Source organism: Auritidibacter sp. NML120636 (genome assembly GCF_003185945.1).
Taxonomy (GTDB): Bacteria; Actinomycetota; Actinomycetes; order Actinomycetales; family Micrococcaceae; genus Auritidibacter; species Auritidibacter ignavus.
On sequence record NZ_QHLO01000005.1, the window covers coordinates 22810 to 40827 of the forward strand.

Sequence of the window (18018 nt, forward strand, 5' to 3'; positions counted from 1 at the left end):
GTTCCTCACATCCGGAAAATTCCGTAAGACCGATCGGACTCGACCTGTCTATTCGCAATGGCCGACAACGACAGCCCCAGCACCGTGCGGGTATCTCGGGGGTCGATGATCCCATCGTCGTAGACGAGACCCGAGAGAAACAGTGGCAGAGATTCGTCTTCGATCTGTTGCTCGATGGCAGCTCGGCGATGTTCCAGCGCGTCGACATCGACGGGTGTACCACGGGCTTGGGCCGAAGCTTTCGCCACGGAGGTCACCACATCGGCCAATTGGGCGCCACCCATAACTGCCGATTTGGCCGAGGGCCAGGCGAAGAGGAAACGCGGGTCAAAGGCACGGCCGCACATCCCGTAGTGGCCGGCCCCATACGAGGACCCGATCAGCACAGAGATGTGGGGAACCGTGGAGGTGGACACCGCATTGATCATCATCGAACCGTGTTTGATGATCCCACCCTCCTCGTAGGCGCGACCGACCATGTATCCGGTTGTATTGTGTACAAACACCAGGGGAGTGGCTTGCCGGTTGGCGATCTGGATAAACTGGGTGGTCTTTTGTGCTTCCTCGCTGAAAATCACGCCCTTGGCGTTGGCGATCATGCCCACCGGGTAACCGTGGATGTTCGCCCAACCGGTCACCATGCCAGCACCATAAAGAGGCTTGAATTCATCAAAATCCGACCCATCAACGACCCGGGCAATAGCCTCCCGCGGATCGAATGGAATCTTGAGGTCATCGGGCACGATGCCGAGCAACTCTTCCTCGTCGAAGACCGGTGGCATCGAGGTGGCAGGCGCGGGGCCTGCTTTGCGGTGGTTGAGCCGGGAGACAACACGGCGTGCGATACGCAATGCGTCTTGCTCGTCGTGGGCGAAATAATCGGCAAGCCCCGAGGTTCGCGCGTGCATTCCGGCTCCACCCAGTGATTCATCGTCGCTCACTTCGCCGGTGGCGGCCTTCACCAGTGGTGGTCCGCCAAGAAAGACTTTCGACTGGCCTTCGATCATGATCACGTGATCACTCATGCCCGGAAGATAGGCGCCTCCCGCAGTCGAGTTGCCAAACACGATTGAGATCGTGGGGATGCCCTCTTTAGACAGCTGGGCTAGTCGCCGAAAGGAATCACCCCCCGGGATAAAGACCTGACTCTGTGTCGGTAAGTTCGCCCCGCCTGATTCGACCAAGGTCATCAGCGGAAGCCGGTTTTTCAGTGCAATATCCATGATGCGCAGTTGCTTTTTGAGCGTGAATGGATTTGACGTACCGCCGGCAATCGTGGGGTCGTTAGCAATAATGACGCATTCAACCCCGCACACGGTTCCGATGCCACCAATGATGCTGGCTCCGACGGGAAAATCTGATCCCCAGGCCGCGACGGCGCAAAGCTCAAGAAAGGGGCTGTCGCGGTCAATGAGGAGCTCAATGCGCTCTCGTGCGGTGAGCTTACCGCGGTCGCGGTGACGGGCCACGGCACGCGGACCACCGGCTGCAGCCAGTTGCTCGAAGACCGCATCGATCTCGGAGATTTTGTGCAGCATCGCTTCTTCGCTCCGCTGGAACTCCGGGGAGGAAGTGTCGATGGTGCTGATGAGACGAGTCATGAGGATACTCCGAATCCGGTCGTGAAGTTATCGTCGAGGCCCGAAAATTCCGTGACGTCGGACGGTAGTGAAACGTGACGACTGCGCAACCACTCGGCCACACCTTTGGCCTGTGCATCAAAGCGGGCACCGAAGGCGACGCCTTCCCCGAGTGCGTCGTGAATGACGAAATTCACCGCCCGTAGCTTGGCCAGCTCGACACGGTCCATCGGGAGATCTCGAAATTCTGGGAGCAACTCTCGCAGTCGTTCCGGTGTGAGCTCTTGGCGTAGCCAAGTCCAGCCCGGGTTGCTACGGGCCCAGACACCAACATTGATCGTCCCGCCCTTATCGCCGCTACGGGCACCGAAATATCGGCCCAACGCAACAGAGGATTCCGTGGCATCGGACGAGGACTGAGTGATGGTGGGTCCCTGCCCGGTAGCAGGGGAGTGCTCGTCCAGATCCGTGGGTTCAAGTCGCAGAGTGCGTTCAGGTGGCACAATGACTTCTGCCGACCCGTCGGGGTAATGCACGCGGTGAGTTGGGATGGTCTGGGGAACGAATTCCGGACGGAACCGGCCATACACTTCGGCTTCTTTAGGTGGAGAAGATAAGAAGATACCGGGAACGCTACCCAGTGCGATCTCGACAAAAATATTTGCCAATTTTCGTCCCACCACCTGGGGGTCATTGTCGCGAGCGACCAGGGTCAGGCGGGCGCTCGCTTCCTCTTGCACGGTCGCATCGGAGTGATCGGTGCGCGCCAACGTCCATTGCAACTGCTGCGGCATCGGTAATCCAGCGGTGTTCAGGGCGTGGTGGAACTGCGCTTGAATCAGATTCGCCTTGGCATCGACGTCCAGGCCGGTGAGATAGACGGTCATCTCCTGTCGAAATCCACCGAGTTCGGTAGCTGAGACCTTGAGGGTCGGTGGTGGGGCTTCACCGAGGATTCCGCTCAACGCCACTCGATCGGCACCGAGATCGGTGACCGTGATGGAATCTAGTCGCAGGGTGGCATCCGGGCCGGGATATCTGGCCCCGGCCACCTCGTACAGTAACTGAGAGATCACCGTCTCGGCGGTGACAGCACCACCGGTGCCGACGGGTTTGGTGATCACCGAGCTACCGTCGGTGGCTATCTCAGCGATGGGGAATCCGGGACGGATCAAGTCGGGGATCTCGGTAAAGAAGGAGAAATTTCCACCGGTGGCCTGCATCCCGCACTCGATGACGTGGCCGGCGGCCATCGCCCCGGCCAGGGCATCAAGATCATCCCGTTCCCACCCGTGATACCAGGCAGCTGCACCTGTGGTCAGCGCAGCGTCGGTCACCCGCCCTGTTACCACGATCCGTGCCCCTGCCCGTAAGGCTGAGGTAATGCCAAAACCACCCAGGTAGGCATTGGCAGCTAGTGGTTGGCCCAAACCGAGTTGCTGACTGCGGTCAGTCAGGTCATCGCCGTCCACATAGGCCACCGGAAGCTCAGCTCCGGTCTTCGTCACCAGTTGATTGATCGCCTCAGCTAGCCCGGACGGATTCATCCCGCCCGCATTGACGACTACACGGGCATCGGTGGCAACCAAGGCCTCCAGCGAGTGCTTCAGCTGAGACAAAAACGTGCGCGCAAATCCTGTGGTGGGATCCGTTGCCTTCTGCCGGGCCAAGATCAGCATCGTGAGTTCTGCAAGGTAGTCACCGGTGATGACGTCCACGCCGGCCCGAACCATTTCGTCGAAAGCGGCGAAGCGATCCCCATAGAACCCGGAAGCATTACCGATCCTCACCACCGGGCCATCCTGGTCAGCCAAGATAGCGTCCGCATTCGCAACACCACGAGGACAGTGGCCAGTTCGGGTGGGTAAGGGATTGTTCCTGCTGTGCTCGGAGTCCATGCTCACGTGCCTTCCCGTGGGAGCGGATTGAACGAGTCGTGGACCTCATGTTGGCACATTTTTTGACAACAAGCAAGCGTGATTGTTTTTTCTTCATTAAGGGTGCTAATGTGACCTGCATCACGATAGACACGGTGTAACCGGTGTAAGCCACCATGTCGTTGGCGTCAGAGAGGCAAATATGACCGAAGAACCAGACGATCTTGACCAGTTTGACCTCGAACAGTTTCGCGCAGGCGTCCGATCGTTCTGCGACAAGGAAATTGTCCCCAGAATGAACCAGTGGGAGGACGCCGGAGTCTTCGACGCCCACGAACTGTTTCCTAAGTTGGCCGCAGCAGGGTACTTAGGGCTGGGGTATCCCGAAGAAGACGGTGGGGAAGGCGCGCCCATGGAGTACCAGATGGTCTTCGCCGAGGAACTGGCCAAGGGGAATACCGCTGGAGTGTCGATGGCAATCAACGTCCAGATGCACATGGCTACGCCATCCTTGGCCCGTTTTGGTAGTCCGGAGTTGAAAGAGCAATATCTACGCCCGGCCCTTGAAGGGCAACAAGTGGCAGCCATCGCGGTGACAGAACCCGGGGCCGGATCAGATGTCGCAGGTCTGTCCACCAAGGCCCGTCGCGACGGTGACGACTGGGTGATCAATGGTGGCAAGATCTTCATTACCAACGGCACTCAGGCCGACTGGTTCTGCATGTTGGTCCGGACGTCCGATGAGGGCGGGTATCGGGGGATGTCGCAGATTATTGTGCCCTCAGGGCTTGCTGGGTTCACCGTCTCGCGCCCGCTCGACAAACTCGGGAATCGTTCCTCTGACACCGTTGAGCTACACCTCGATGAGGTGAGGGTTCCGGTATCAAATACGATCGGTAAGATCGGTCGGGGATTCCAACAACAGATGCAACAGTTCGTGGTCGAGCGTCTCTCGGCGTGTTTCACAGCCGTCGGTGCCAGTGAGTGGGCGCTCGCTAAGACCCGGGAATACTTGGGACAACGTGAGCTATTCGGGGCACCCCTTGCCGCTCGCCAGTACCCCGTGTTCAAGCTGACCGAGCTTTCTGCCCAACTGGAACTATTGCGATCGCACAACGAAAAGATGTGCCGGCTATCTCATGCCGGTGCAGACATTACTCGGGAAGCCACCGTGGGCAAACTCGTAGCTGGACGCTTGCTACGCGATGTCGCCGATACGGTGCTACAAGTCCATGGGGGCATGGGTTATATGGAGGAGAACTGGACGAGCCGATTCCTCCGCGACGTGCGGTTGTCCTCGATCGGCGGTGGCGCCGACGAGGTCATGCTCCAGGTGCTTGCCCGAATGGATGGCTATCCGGTTTAACCTCTCTTCTCGATGCTCTGCGCTACTGGATCCTGGCCTGCGGTTTGCGCCTCTACTGCTTCTTACTGACCCATACATTCACCAGGAAGTGAACATTATGAAACCCGATACCAGTACCGTCGACCCCGTTGATCTCAATCTTGCCCGTCGTCATACGGTGGGCGACGCGTTGACCCGCGCCGCCGAGAAACATCCACAACAGATTGCCGTTGTGGAAGGAGAACGACGTATCAGTTATGCCCAGCTGGACCACGATGCCGAAGCGATGGCCCGCGGGATTATTAATCTCCCCGACGCCCCGGAACAGGGAGAACCGGTCGCCATCATGGTGGCCAATAGCGCGGATTTTCTGGCAATCTACTTTGGGATCGCCAAATCCGCGCGAGTGGCATTACCCATCAACTACGCGCTAACGCCGTCAGACATCGCCTGGATTCTCGACGATGCCGGTGTGCGGACTGTCATCATCGACGACGCTATGCTACCCCTGCTGGAAGCAACGATTGCCGAAGGGGTCACGATTGACAATGTCGTTGTGCGCGAAACCGGAACCGGTGCGGTCGAGAACGAGGCTGCATTGTCGATGGCGACGAACTATGCGCGAGTAGATCTGACAGATCTTTTGGCCACACCGGTGGACGATGAACTGAGACTCATCATTTCCAGTGACGACATCGTTCAGTGTCTCTACACGTCGGGAACCACCGCTAGACCAAAAGGTGCCCTAGCAACGCACAGCGCGGTGGTGACCGGTGTGATGTCTAATGCGGTGTTGATCGGAAAAGATTGGGGTGAGCACCCTGGCACCATGCTGTTATGTTTGCCGCTGTTCCATGTCACGGGGCTGAACACCCTCGCTAAGCCCGTGTTATTTCTGGGTGGCACGTTGGTGCTTCAGCAAGGGTTCGATCCCGCTACTGTTCTTGACGCCATTGAGCGAGAGAAAGTTACGGTTTTCACGGGTCTACCGATGATGTGGGCAGCCCTGATCGCCGAAAACCAGCGCCAAGCTCGGGACCTGTCATCGATGGAGACCGCCATGTACGCAATGGCACAGATGCCCGAACGGATTTTGGCAGGTATGGATGCCATGATGCCGAATGCACGGAAAGTGCTGGGATCGGGACAAACAGAAGTTGTGCCGGCGACGACGTTTCAACGTACTGATCATCGACACGGTAAGAACGGGTCGTGGGGAGTGCCCTCCCCAACGGTGCGCACCCGAATTATGGCTCCAGACGGTAGATTGTTACCTCCCGGAGAGGTTGGTGAAATCGTTTACCGCGGTCCACACGTCACCGCGGGGTACTGGAATCGGCCCGATGCCAATCAGGAGGCATTTCGTCACGGATGGTTCCATAGTGGCGACGTTGGCTACATGGACGACGAAGGCGTTGTGTGGTTCGTTGACCGAGTCAAGGACATCATCAAAACCGGCGGTGAGAATGTCTCGTCGATGAAGGTTGAGCGAATCGTTGCCGATGCCCCCGGAGTCATCGAATGTACCGTAATCGGGACACCTGACGATCATTGGGGTGAGGCCGTCACAGCCGTAGTTTGTAGCGATAAGGTTCCTGCCGTTTCAGAAGTGAGTGCTGAACAGCGACAACAGATTGCCTCCGAGGTCGAGGCAGAGATTCTGTCTCATGTGCGCGACCACCTGTCCGGCGTGGAAACACCGAAGAGAGTGTGGTTCGTCGAAGCCTTGCCGAAGACGTCAACTGGCAAAATTCGCAAGAACGTTTTGCGCGAAGAATTTTGACGCCCCTCAAGCTCTATCTCGGGTGTGTGGTGATGATGTCATCACCCGGCGCGGTGGCGTCTGAGGTCTAGGATTGAAACTTATGACCACTTCCAGTGCTTCCTCACAGTCCCACCGGTCGCACGAGCCTAAGCAGGATCGTAGCCGTGCTACTCGAGATCGAATCCTGCGGTCTACTATCAGTTGCCTGGCAGAATCCGGTTGGCACGGTGCGACGATGACGTTGATCGCTCAAGAAGCCGGGGTGAGCCGTGGTGCGTTGCAACACCATTTCCCGACCCGCGAAGATCTGTTTCTGACAGCAATCGACTACATGTTTGAGGAACGAGAACAGGCAGGGCTCCAAGCACCTAGATCGCAGGCTACCCCGGGGGATGACTTCGACCATATCGTGGAGAAAGTCCTGGAATATTACGCTTCCGACGTCTTTAAAGCCGCCCTGCAGATCTGGTGCGTCGCTGCGTCCGAACTGGCCCTCAAAGAGCGTATCCGGCCACTGGAAGATAAATTCGCACGTGGCATCTATACAGAAACGGTGCGGATTCTCAACGCCGATGTCTCCGATGAGCGTACTCGTCGTTTCATCCAGACGACGCTGGACTTGGCTCGCGGACTCGGGTTGGCTGATCTGTTGAGCGATGACTCGGACCGGCGGAAGAAGATAGCGCAGTTCTGGGCCGCAGAGATGCGCACCATTAAGCGGCTGGATCCGGAAGAACAGGGGTAAACCCGCACCTTGCCGGTGGATCTACAACCCTGGTATGGATCGTTTTTTGAATAGTGGTTGTACAGCACCGAAACGTCTTCACGAAGATGCACACCTGCTGGTTTAACGCGTTGGGCTTTGGGAATCACGTGCCCGGAACGAACAGCAGATCTCGAGTTGTGAGTCCTCTTGGCTTGCCGTCTTTGACGCTGATCAGCGAGGCCGCAAGCAAACACCTCTCGGTCTGCGGGGGCCGTTCAAGCGGTGTGAATCCGGTTGTCCCCATTGCTTTTCGTCTTCTAGAACCTAGGCCTAACGATTGTGCACGTTCTTGTCGTAAACACCAAACAGGGCTACTAACGGGCCCAGAACCCACCCCACATCGGGAATCACGACGAGGAGAACGGTTCCAATGATGAGGAGAGTGATCAACCGTATGGTTCCACGACGTCGCAGAACATCAGGACTCTTTTCTCGATGTGTGTCTGTGCCAGTCGTGTTGTTGTGATCGACGGTGTAGCGAGTCTCGTTGTCAGGCCCCCGGTTGGACCGTCTAAGAGGACGCGTACGGTCTTATCACCCTTATTGGAACGTTGAAGAATGATCAGTTCAGGATTGGCTGGTTCTGGAAAATCGATGATTGGTTCTGGAGCCCCAGGAGTGAATGAGGAATCGGGGAACTGTTTGCGGTGATGGAGCGAAGCTGGCAAATCGTGGGGAGTGCCCTGGGGCCACTTCTTGTGATGAGTGGGCCTATAGTGCCTGGCTGGTTGTTCCGGTTCATACTGATAAGCAGGCGGTACATCGTAGCTATCGGACTCAGCAACCGGAACCGGATAGAACGGCATGGTACTGTTCCAGTCGTTGCTGAGCTCAGAGGACCGAAGCGCATGAATGGTAAGTTCTGTGGCCTGCGCTACCCCTTTGCTGGTGGAACGTCATCACAGAGGACTTCGAAGTGGTCTGCCTCCTTCAAGACCTGTGCAACGTCGCCGTGAGGCAAGACAGAGAGGCTATCGGGAATGGACTGATTCAAGGGAGCCCATGTCCCGGCTCTGGGAGGACGAAATGAATCTCGGTGGAGGGGTACCAGTTTTGGGATTGAGTGCTCTGCCTGAAGAGATATTCCTGAACTTCGCGCGCATACCCTGAGGTTGCCAACCGGTGTGCTTCAGAACCGTAGCGTAGAGCGTCCTCACGACTGAGGTATCCCAGCAACTTGCCGTTGTTTCGAACACTGATCGCCATGGGATCATGCGGATTATCGGGATTTGGCACCAACGACAGGGAAAGATTGGCGTGAACAAATTGTTGTCGCGGAAAAATCGAGCACGTTGGCAATGTTCTTGGTGTAGAGACAAGTGCCCACGACCTCGATGGAGCGGCTGGGACCCCATCCTGGAGCTGGAAAGGTTCTACGACGAGGTGCTGATGGCCCTGTAGCTGATTGCTGCACTATGGCTTTTGTGTTCTTTTCCCTTGTGGTCAAGTGGTCTTGGTCCTCAGATTGGTACAGATAACTCGCGTGCCGGTTATCGAAACAAACACAAGCTCCTGCCTGCAGTCGTGATGGCAACGTAGATCCGATCTGAGATGCAACGCAGGCCAACGCGTCACGGAGGTAGGCGAAACAAGCCATGACACCTGAATCGACCACGCTCATGAGATAGTCACTAACATAGAGGCAGATCGAATCACGGTCTGCCGAACGTTGGACCGGTCCGGTGGAGTACACCAAGAGAACGTGGTTAGTCGTTGCTGTGGAACACGTCAGGAGATGACAGATGACTGCAACAAAAATGCCTACTGTGGCGGCGTCTTCACGGCGGATGTCGGCGCTGGATAAATGGCTTCCGGTATGGATCGGGCTGGCCATGCTCGCTGGATTGTTATTGGGACGATTCGTGCCGGTTCTTGCTGATGTGCTGACCCAGCTGGAGATCGGTGGGGTTTCGGTGCCGATCGCGTTGGGGCTATTGGTCATGATGTATCCAGTGTTGGCCAAAGTCCGTTACGACAAAGTCGTCGCCGTTACCGGAGATAAAAAACTTCTCGTGTCGTCTCTGGTGCTGAACTGGCTTGTTGGTCCTGCAGTCATGTTTATTCTCGCCTGGGTGTTCTTGCACGATCTACCTGAGTACCGGACCGGACTCATTATCGTTGGGCTTGCTCGGTGTATTGCGATGGTGGTGATCTGGAATGATCTGGCCTGCGGTGATCGTGAAGCCACGGCGGTTTTGGTGGCGATAAACTCCGTGTTTCAAGTGCTGATGTTCTCGGTGCTTGGCTGGTTTTATCTCACCGTTTTGCCAGGCTGGCTCGGCCTCGGAACAGACGGGCTCGAGGTCTCGATGGGTCAGATCGCTCTAAACGTGGTGATCTTCCTGGGGATTCCGCTTCTTGCCGGATTCGCCTCCCGGTGGATCGGCGAACGGTACCGGGGTCGGGCCTGGTACGAACGCCGGTTTCTCCCACGTGTCGGACCGTGGGCGTTATATGGGCTCCTCTTTACCATCGTGCTCCTCTTTGTGCTCCAAGGGGAAGCGATTATCAACAACCCGCTTGACGTGGCACGGATCGCTCTGCCCTTGTTGGTGTATTTCGTGGTGATGTGGTTTGTGGGCATCGTGGCAGGCAAGAGTCTGGGTCTAGGCTACGCGCGGTCAACAACGCTGGCGTTTACCGCGGCAGGTAATAACTTCGAGCTGGCCATTGCGGTCGCTATCGGTACCTTTGGCGCCACCAGCGGACAAGCTCTGGCTGGGGTGGTTGGGCCACTGATTGAGGTCCCGGTGTTGCTGGGACTGGTGTACGTCTCCCTCTGGATTGCCCGCGATTGGTTCAATACCGATCCGTATCCGCCCGAATCCGCCTCACAAGTTACGAGTGTCTCATGAGTCAGCCGACACTGACCTCTCCGGAATGTACACCCACCGCCCTCCAGGCCATGCGTGCCGACTCAGCCGACCGTCTCGCACCCCCTGACCGTTCTCAGGACTGTTGGTCTCGTCGACTCGGAAGGTCGTGTGACCCGGGTGTGGAGACCTTCGACCCGGCTTCCGCCACGGACACGCCACCGGCGCGGAAACCTTCTGTTGCACCACAAGAGATCGATGACCAACTGGGTGGTCTCGTCACGGAATTGTCTGGCACGGCTACCACTGTGCCCAAGCGACTCGTCACCCATATTATCCGGGAGTCATATACCGTCGCGGTGCACACCACGACGAGCGCCCCGGAGCTTCTGCGGCGGACCAAATGCTTCGCCACCCAACGACTGGCTGATCTGACCCGGGTTCACACCGCCGTCGCACGACAAGTGCTGTTTGTCTGTGTGGCCAACGCTGGATGTTCCCAGCTTGTAGCTGCCGTTCTGCACGATAGCACCGACGGATACGCGGTGGCTCGCTCTGCTGGTTCTGCTCCGGCCGACACCGTGCACCCGAATGTGGTGTCCCTGCTGACCGACGTCGAAAGCCAGACTGCGCGGGAGCGTTTCCCCAAGCCTCTCACGTTCGATGGGGTGCGACGATATCTGCCCCATTATTCCTGGGGTACGCTATCAAGACTGGGCCGTGAGTGATCCCGTTCTGGCCTCACCCGAGGGGCTGATTGCCATCTTGCCGGAGATACAACCACGTGTTCGCACGCTGGGCCCAGCACTTCCTTCATGCCGAAAGAGGACCCGTCCATGACCACCCAAAGACCCGATACACCCTCTGTGCTGTTCGTCTGCGTCCACAATGCCGGGCGCTCCCAAATGGCCGCCGGTTATCTGCGCCATTTGGCAGCAGACCAGATCGAGGTGCGCTCGGCAGGATCGATGCCCGCTGAGCAGATCAACCCTGTTGCCGTTGCTGCTATGAGCGAAGAGGGAATCGACATTACCGCTGAGCAACCCAAGGTGCTCACCACCGAGGCCGTGCAGGACTCAGATGTGGTCATCACGATGGGATGTGGGGAGGCCTGTCCGATCTATCCGGGCAAGCGCTATGAAGAGTGGACACTTGACGACCCGGCAGGCCAAGACCTCGAGGCAGTGCGTGTCATCCGTGACGAGATCAAAACGCGAGTACGGGCCTTGATTGGCAGCCTCTTGGAGCCCAAAACGGGTTTGTGAGTTTCTGTGGTGTGGAGAAGACACAACAGGCGGGGAACTTCCATCACATTATGGTCGTGCGAATGCCTCTGAAGGGTCTGGGTGGTGCCCGCAGGGCACGGATGGGCTGGCTGAAGTAAAGGTCACCGGCCATAAGGTTCGGAATACAGACAGTCCAACACTCACGTGCCTCGCGCAACACCGATGCAGACCTATGGCCCACGATCGGACCCTTCGCCAAATACGAGCTCGGTCCCTAACTCCACCATCAAGTCGACCATCACGATTGCCTTCTCGTAGTGCAACGTGTCGATGGACTAACGGCCTTGTCCCCAGTTGGCAAAGCATCTAGTGCCTCGTCGGTACGTCCTCGGATATCGTCCACGGTTCGCACCAATCTTCCCAGCGCGTCTGCCCAGCTTCGAGACCGTAGCCGACCTCCAACACCAAGGGGTGACCGTCGGGCAAGCCGTACCACACGGAATTGACGTCACGATGAGCCACGTCCCGACGAGCTTGCAGGTGTGAAAATATAGAAGCTATTGGCTCCTGGCGGAGACCCACTGACCCGACCTCACCTCGAGAAGGGGTGAGTTTGGGTTAGTTTGGCCGCTGGGTTCGATGAAATCGGAGGCTAGTTGAGCAAATACCAGAGTGTCGGTCCACTCGCCTTTGCTAAACCAGTCCGCGATGTGGTGTGCTTCGAGTCGTAGACCGACGCGGCGAGCCAAGGCCGCGGAGGCGCTATTGCGTGCGTCCATCTGCGCAGTAATTCGGTGAAGTCCATAGTGCTCGAAACCCAGGGCCAGGACAGCTCGAACGGCTTCGGTGGCAAGTCCCCGTCCGCCTACGCGGGGGTCCAGCACCCAGCCGATTTCTGCTTGGCGGTGCTGGTGATCGGTAAGCCACAGCATTACGTCGCCGACCGGCACACCTTCGTGTTCGATGACCAGTGCCACCGCTCCGCACTCACCACCGATATCGGACTTGCTCAGACGGTCAGCTATCTTGCGTCCGGTCACCTCTTCCGTCCACGGATCATCCAGTAAATACCGGGCCACTTCGGGTTGCGAGTAGAGCTGATACAGCCACCCGGTATCGTTTTGCTCATGTAGACGGAGTCGCAGTCGTTGCGTGCGCAACGGAAATATAACGGGCGGTACCAGATTGAGTCGGTAGTGGATCAATTCCTTGTGTTCTCCGGCGGGTGTGGCCCCGACACTTCGCGCCACCTTACGGAAGCCAGCTGCTGCCAGGCACCGTTGTGACGCCTCGTTGTCAGGTAGCGTGCGCGCTGTCAGTGTCTGCAGCCCGTTACGATGAGCGAAACGTGACGCCAGTTCCAAGCCTCGGCGAGCGTGCCCGGTTCCTCGTGCATCGGGATGAATCCAAAAACCGACTTCGGCATCGTCGTGCCTGATGTCAAAGAGCACCAAGGAGCCGACAAAATGGTCTGTCTCGGCGTCGGCGAGTGCCAGGACTGCCAATGTACCGGACGACAAGCCCGCCGGAGCCTGGTCACGGATCGCACAACCGGTCACGATGGATACAAGACCCCAGTGCGGAACGGAGGCCTCGAATAGCGTCTATACCGGCTATGAACTGGGAATTCGTCCCAGTGCTGCCATTTGGAGATTAGCTTGCTGAACCGCTAAGTGCCCGGCACACCGCTACCCCGGCTGGCCTCCAAAGAAGGGTGAACCAGGCGGGATTTCGCGCGCAACAATGCTCTCGGGTGGTGTGACGACGTGCTCCTCTGGGTAGGCTCCGAGAGATCCTGCCTGAGTGCGCGACACCGTTTGCTATTTCTCCTGATCAGAGCGTGTATGGACTCCACGCAACGACTAGGAGGTCCCCATGTTGCAGTTCAATTTGCTGCAGAGGGTCAAGGGAACGATGAAGTACCGGTAGACGCATGGGTATGGCACTCGCGGTTGCGACTTCACCGAAGATGTTTGAGCTGTGGGCCCACCGTCATAGGGCTACTGATAGTCATCGGCGAGGTCGCAAGTCTAGAGCGACTTCGCATCGGTCGCTTGAGCGGTCGCCTCGCGAACTGAGGGTCGGCCGATGTCGAGGACGCGAAGCTTCCCACCAGCCTCGGCCACTGACTCGATGCGTCGGAATTCAGAACCATAGTCCTCGGCAAACTGCGCGAGACCCTTGAGCTTCGGTAGAGCATCAGTACGATGCGCGGGTGGCTGAAGCAGGCCAGACGTGATGCCGGCACTGAGCCGGGCGCGACAACGGATGAGCTTGAAGAGCTGCGCCGGTTACGGCGTGAGAACCGGGAGCTGCGCCGGGCCAATGAGATTCTCAAAACTGCGTCCGCGTTTTTTGCAGCCGAGCTCGACCGCCCCTCGCCGAAATGATCGCCTACATCGATATGTACCGTGATCGGTTCGGGGTCGAGCTCATCTGCCGCACACTTGCAGCACGCGAGTGTGGATTCATGACGTCGCGTGGTTATCGGGCAGCGAAGACCCGCCCGGCCTGCGAACGCCAGATCCGTGATCGGGAACTGACCGTGGTGATCAAGGACCTGCATGCCCGCAACTACGGGGTCTACGGCGTTCGCAAAATGTGGCATGCGATGCGCCGAAGCGGCTGGAAGGTCGGCCGTGACCAGGTCGCACGGCCGATGCGTCAGGCCGGAATCAGCGGCGTGGTCCGCGGCCGGAAACCGCGCACCACGGTACCCGGGCGCACACCGGATGAGCGCCCGGATCTGGTGATGCGGGACTTCAAAGCACCGGCCCCGAATCGGCTGTGGGTCGCTGACATCGAGCGCCACGAGGTGCTCTCGAACCTTGCGGTGGTGAAAGGACACCGCTCGGTGCCTGTCGCAGCAGGCGTGTGATAGCTGGAGGACGATCTGGCCCGTTGGCGTGAGCGGGTTGGGTGGAGCAGTCCTCGACAACGACGAGTCGTGCCAGAACTGCCAGATGGTACGGGCTCGGCTAGCGAGACGGAGAGGCATACGGATAGGAACCAGTGGCTGAAAGCCCCTCAATACGAGACCACCGACTCCAACCTGGCGGATGCGGGTCGGGTTGCATCGCGCACCCTCACTGCTTCGGCGGTGAGGGGAACTCCTGGACTGGGTGATGTCGCCAGTCGGGAGGCCACGGTGAAAGCCTGCGGCGTAGCCGTGGCGAGGATGCTGGGGCATAACTGGGTGCCGATCCCGTCGAAGGGTTCGAGAGTGAACGTGGGAACCATCCCGGTCTCGCCGGAGGTGCGTCGCCGCCAGCGACGACATCGACGGCTGAGCGCACGGCCTGCTGATCGGGCCGGGATGGGACGGAGGGCCCGTAGTAGTCCGAGGCTGGGAAAGCCGGTCGCATGGCGAAGGGGTCCAGTGTGATCGCAGGATCGGCAAGCGGTAAAGGAGACACAGCCGTGAATGCGGATGTTTCGTGGCCAGCCGACACTTCGGAGGCGTGGGCACGGGTACTGAGAATGCAGACGAAACTGCACCAATGGGCGACGACCGACCCCGGTCGTCGTTTCGATGATGTGTTCAACCTGGTCTATGACCCCGGCTTCCTCGTTGCGGCGTGGAATCGGGTGGCGGGCAACAAGGGAGGTCGCACCGCCGGAGTTGACGGAATCGCCCCGCGATCCGTCCCACCGGAGAAGGTGCACGGGATGCTCGCCGAGCTGCGCGAGAGCGTCAAGCGCGGCGAGTTCGTCCCCGAACGGGTGCGTCAGAAGTCGATCCCGAAAGCGAACGGCAAGGTCCGCAAGCTCGGGATTCCGACGATGACGGACCGGATCGTTCAAGCCTCTCTGAAGCTGGTGTTGGAACCAATATTCGAGGCCGACTTCCAGCCGTCCTCGTATGGGTTCCGGCCGCGCAGGCGGGCGCAGGACGCGATCGCGGAGATCCATTTCTACGCCTCACGTGGCTACGTGCAGGTGTTTGAAGCGGACATCACCGCGTGCTTCGACGAGATCGATCACGACGCGCTCATGCAGCGCGTCCGGGCGAGGATCGTCGACAAGCGCGTGTTGCGCCTGGTCCGCGGGTTCCTGAGAGCGGGTGTCCTCAGTGAGGACGGCGTGAACAGGGACACCTACACCGGCACCCCGCAAGGCGGGATCCTGTCGCCGCTACTGGCGAACATCGCCCTGTCCGTGGTGGACGAGCACTTCCAACGCAAGTGGGATGCGCTCGGCCCGCAATGGTCGCGCACGAAGCATCAACGCGCCGGGGGCGCGACGATGAAGCTGGTCCGCTACGCGGACGACTTCGTCGTCCTCGTCCGAGGCACCCGCGAGGATGCCGACGCGCTCTGGGACGAAGTCGCCGCGGTGCTCGCGCCGATGGGTTTGCGCCTGTCGGCCGAGAAGACGACGGTCACGCACATAGACACCGGGTTCGACTTCCTCGGGTGGCACATCCAGCGCCGCCGGATCAGAGGTCACGGTGGGAAGACCGCGATCTACACCTACCCCTCACGGAAGTCGCTGGCTTCCATCCGGGACAAGGTGCGGACGCTGACCCGCCGGGCATCCCATCGAACGCTCGCAGACCTGCTGCGCCGACTCAACCCGGCGCTACGGGGCTGGTGCGCCTACTTCCAGCACGGCGTCGTCAAACACCTCTTCAGCTATCTCGACCGGTTCGCCTTCTGGCGGATCGTGGGCTGGCTGAAAAAGCGGCACCCGAAGCTGAACATGCGCACCCTCGTCAGGCGACTTCTGCCCCGGTGGCAGATCCGCGCCGAAGGGATCGAGTTCTTCCGCGCCTGGCAGGTTCCCGTGACCCGCTACCGCTACCGAGGAACCCGCATCCCAAACCCCTGGGCGAGCGTCACGGCGTGATCACATGGAGAGCCGGATGCTCAGGAATGGGCACGTCCGGTTCGGAGGGCGGCCAGCAGAAACCCATCCAGCGGCAACGCGGGCAGGGCGCTGCTGGCCGACCCTACACGTATGTGCGCACATCGTATGGCTTCGTGTACACCGCGTTCGTCATCGATGCGTACTCCCGTCGTTTCGCCGGCTGGGCGACCAGATCATCGATGACGACGCACGCGCTGTCCTTAGAAGCGCTGTAGCACGCGCTGAACACCGCGACCACAGGCAGTGCTGAACTGGTCCATCACTCCGATCGTGGCTCGCAAGGCGGATTCAACTGGTCGTCGCAACACCTTGAGGTGAGAAAGGTGTTCAAGGATGGTGACCAAGGACTGGAGCATGAAGATCGGCGAGGTCCCGGAGGGGATGCGGCGGCAGTGGCGCGCGGACCGGGCGTTGCGGCCAGCAATGCGTTCTCCGGGCAGACCGCAGCCATCGAGGGCGGTGCAGCGACAATTCTGGCGCGTGATCGCGGCCGGGGTCACGACAGCGGAGGCAGCGCTGGCGGTGGGGGGGTGTCGGTGCCGGTCGGATCGCGGTGGTTCCGTCACGCTGGCGGTATGCCACCGCTGACGTTGACGGAGCCAACTGGTCGTTATCTCAGTTTCGAGGAGCGAGAGGAGATCGCGATCTTGCGTGCTCAGGGACGCGGTGTCCGGTCGATCGCGCGTACCCTTGGGCGGGATCCGGGCACGATCAGTCGGGAGTTGCGCCGCAACGCTGCTACCCGCAGCGGGAAGCTGGAGTATCGCGCCACGGTGGCCCAATGGAAAGCCCAGGAGGCCGCGAAACGACCCAAGACCGCGAAGCTGGTGGCCAACCTGCGGCTTCGCGACTATGTCCAGGACAGACTCTCTGGGAAGGTCACTGGCCCGGACGGGACGCCGGTGGAAGGGCCGGTCACGCCGACGTGGAAGGGGTTGAACAAGCCTCGTCGGCAAGATCGACGGTGGGCCACCAGTTGGAGCCCGGAGCAGATCAGTCACCGCTTGAAGCTGGATTTCCCTGATGATGAGTCAATGCGTATCAGTCATGAGGCGATCTACCAGGCGTTGTTCATCGAAGGCCGCGGCGCACTGAAGCGTGAGCTGGTGGCTTGCCTGCGAACGGGCAGGGCGTTGCGACAGCCCCGTGAGCGTTCCCGGAACAAACCCGGCGGTCATGTCGGCGCCGAGGTCGTGATCAGCCAACGCCCCGCAGAAGCCGCTGATCGTGCTGTTCCAGGACACTGGGAAGGTGACCTGGTCATCGGGACCGGCCGCTCTGCGATCGGGACCTTGGTCGAGCGTCGCAGCCGCGCGACGATCCTGGTCCACTTGCCCCGCCTCGACGGCTGGGGCGAGCACCCTCCGGTCAAGAACGGCCCCGCGCTGGGCGGCTACGGTGCAGTCGCGATGAACGCGGCTCTGGCCGCTGCGATCACGACCCTGCCCCAGCAGTTACGCAAGACGATCACCTGGGACCGTGGCAAGGAACTATCAGGACATGCCGCGTTCACTCTTGAGACTGGCACCAAGGTGTTCTTCGCTGATCCGCACTCCCCGTGGCAACGGCCCACCAATGAGAACACCAACGGCCTGCTACGTCAGTACTTCCCCAAGGGCACCGACCTGTCCCGCTGGAGCGCAGACGACCTCGAAGCGGTGGCCCACACCCTCAACAACAGACCCCGCAAGACTCTCGGCTGGAAGACCCCCGCCGAAGTCTTCGGCGAAGCACTACAATCCCTGAAACAGGCCGGTGTTGCAACCACCGGTTGAAC

General features: G+C 59.5%; 14 protein-coding genes and 1 pseudogene. 11 read left to right on the plus strand and 4 right to left on the minus strand.

Annotated features, from left to right (window positions below; translation table 11 throughout):
* Positions 1-5 precede the first annotated feature (5 nt).
* Positions 6-1601 (minus strand): acyl-CoA carboxylase subunit beta, encoded by a 1596-nt coding sequence (locus tag DCC25_RS05875; RefSeq protein ID WP_110100985.1) that lies wholly within the window; start codon positions 1599-1601, stop codon positions 6-8.
* Positions 1598-3394, minus strand: a complete 1797-nt coding sequence (locus tag DCC25_RS05880) for an acyclic terpene utilization AtuA family protein (RefSeq protein ID WP_233487924.1) — start codon at positions 3392-3394, stop codon at positions 1598-1600. The genes DCC25_RS05875 and DCC25_RS05880 overlap by 4 nt, the downstream gene beginning before the upstream one ends.
* A gap of 265 nt (positions 3395-3659) precedes the next feature.
* Here DCC25_RS05880 and DCC25_RS05885 point away from each other — a divergent pair, with 265 nt between their 5' ends.
* From DCC25_RS05885 to DCC25_RS05895, 3 genes are all read left to right on the plus strand, one after another.
* Complete coding sequence (locus DCC25_RS05885; RefSeq protein ID WP_110100987.1) at positions 3660-4823, plus strand: acyl-CoA dehydrogenase family protein; 1164 nt, start codon at positions 3660-3662, stop codon at positions 4821-4823.
* 97 nt (positions 4824-4920) lie between these two features.
* Positions 4921-6585: an AMP-binding protein gene (locus tag DCC25_RS05890; protein WP_158524741.1), complete on the plus strand. Its 1665-nt coding sequence runs from the start codon at positions 4921-4923 to the stop codon at positions 6583-6585.
* 82 nt (positions 6586-6667) lie between these two features.
* Entirely contained in the window at positions 6668-7312 is a 645-nt protein-coding gene (locus tag DCC25_RS05895; protein WP_110100989.1) for a TetR/AcrR family transcriptional regulator, read from the plus strand.
* A gap of 1011 nt (positions 7313-8323) precedes the next feature.
* Here DCC25_RS05895 and DCC25_RS11900 read toward each other — a convergent pair.
* Positions 8324-8632, minus strand: a complete 309-nt coding sequence (locus DCC25_RS11900) for an HIRAN domain-containing protein (protein WP_110100991.1) — start codon at positions 8630-8632, stop codon at positions 8324-8326.
* Positions 8633-9075: 443 nt separating this feature from the next.
* Between DCC25_RS11900 and arsB the strand changes: the two genes are divergently transcribed.
* The 3 genes from arsB (at position 9076) to DCC25_RS05920 (ending at position 11411) form a co-directional block, all read left to right on the plus strand.
* Entirely contained in the window at positions 9076-10188 is a 1113-nt protein-coding gene (arsB, locus tag DCC25_RS05910; RefSeq protein WP_183145627.1) for an ACR3 family arsenite efflux transporter, read from the plus strand.
* A 140-nt stretch (positions 10189-10328) separates the two neighbouring features.
* A complete protein-coding gene (locus DCC25_RS05915) occupies positions 10329-10874 on the plus strand; it encodes a hypothetical protein (RefSeq protein ID WP_110100992.1) in 546 nt (181 codons plus the stop codon).
* A 108-nt stretch (positions 10875-10982) separates the two neighbouring features.
* Positions 10983-11411, plus strand: a complete 429-nt coding sequence (locus tag DCC25_RS05920) for an arsenate reductase ArsC (RefSeq protein ID WP_110100993.1) — start codon at positions 10983-10985, stop codon at positions 11409-11411.
* Between the two features lie 518 nt (positions 11412-11929).
* On the opposite strand, the gene DCC25_RS05925 is transcribed toward DCC25_RS05920, so the two are convergent.
* Positions 11930-12931, minus strand: a complete 1002-nt coding sequence (locus tag DCC25_RS05925; protein WP_233487925.1) for a GNAT family N-acetyltransferase — start codon at positions 12929-12931, stop codon at positions 11930-11932.
* Positions 12932-13579: 648 nt separating this feature from the next.
* Here DCC25_RS05925 and DCC25_RS05930 point away from each other — a divergent pair.
* From DCC25_RS05930 to DCC25_RS05950, 5 genes and pseudogenes are all read left to right on the plus strand, one after another.
* Positions 13580-13762: a hypothetical protein gene (locus tag DCC25_RS05930; RefSeq protein WP_110100995.1), complete on the plus strand. Its 183-nt coding sequence runs from the start codon at positions 13580-13582 to the stop codon at positions 13760-13762.
* An 80-nt stretch (positions 13763-13842) separates the two neighbouring features.
* A complete protein-coding gene (locus tag DCC25_RS05935; protein WP_158278425.1) occupies positions 13843-14250 on the plus strand; it encodes an IS3 family transposase in 408 nt (135 codons plus the stop codon).
* Positions 14251-14852: 602 nt separating this feature from the next.
* Positions 14853-16220: a group II intron reverse transcriptase/maturase gene (gene ltrA / locus DCC25_RS05940; RefSeq protein WP_233487926.1), complete on the plus strand. Its 1368-nt coding sequence runs from the start codon at positions 14853-14855 to the stop codon at positions 16218-16220.
* 113 nt (positions 16221-16333) lie between these two features.
* Positions 16334-16456 carry a hypothetical protein gene (locus DCC25_RS11905; RefSeq protein WP_370443911.1) on the plus strand — a complete coding sequence of 41 codons (123 nt, stop codon included), beginning with the start codon at positions 16334-16336 and terminating at the stop codon, positions 16454-16456.
* Between the two features lie 139 nt (positions 16457-16595).
* Positions 16596-18016 (plus strand): annotated as a pseudogene (locus tag DCC25_RS05950) (IS30 family transposase).
* Positions 18017-18018: the final 2 nt, after the last annotated feature.

Excerpts from the sequence above, each read along its gene's own strand:
- ltrA (WP_233487926.1), top strand. The coding sequence starts at position 14,853 with ATGCAGACGAAACTGCACCAATGGGCGACGACCGACCCCGGTCGTCGT.
- arsB (WP_183145627.1), top strand. The coding sequence starts at position 9,076 with ATGACTGCAACAAAAATGCCTACTGTGGCGGCGTCTTCACGGCGGATG.
- DCC25_RS05875 (WP_110100985.1), bottom strand. The coding sequence starts at position 1,601 with ATGACTCGTCTCATCAGCACCATCGACACTTCCTCCCCGGAGTTCCAG.
- DCC25_RS05890 (WP_158524741.1), top strand. The coding sequence starts at position 4,921 with ATGAAACCCGATACCAGTACCGTCGACCCCGTTGATCTCAATCTTGCC.
- DCC25_RS05920 (WP_110100993.1), top strand. The coding sequence starts at position 10,983 with ATGACCACCCAAAGACCCGATACACCCTCTGTGCTGTTCGTCTGCGTC.
- DCC25_RS05935 (WP_158278425.1), top strand. The coding sequence starts at position 13,843 with ATGACGTCGCGTGGTTATCGGGCAGCGAAGACCCGCCCGGCCTGCGAA.
- DCC25_RS05885 (WP_110100987.1), top strand. The coding sequence starts at position 3,660 with ATGACCGAAGAACCAGACGATCTTGACCAGTTTGACCTCGAACAGTTT.
- DCC25_RS05895 (WP_110100989.1), top strand. The coding sequence starts at position 6,668 with ATGACCACTTCCAGTGCTTCCTCACAGTCCCACCGGTCGCACGAGCCT.
- DCC25_RS05930 (WP_110100995.1), top strand. The coding sequence starts at position 13,580 with ATGCGCGGGTGGCTGAAGCAGGCCAGACGTGATGCCGGCACTGAGCCG.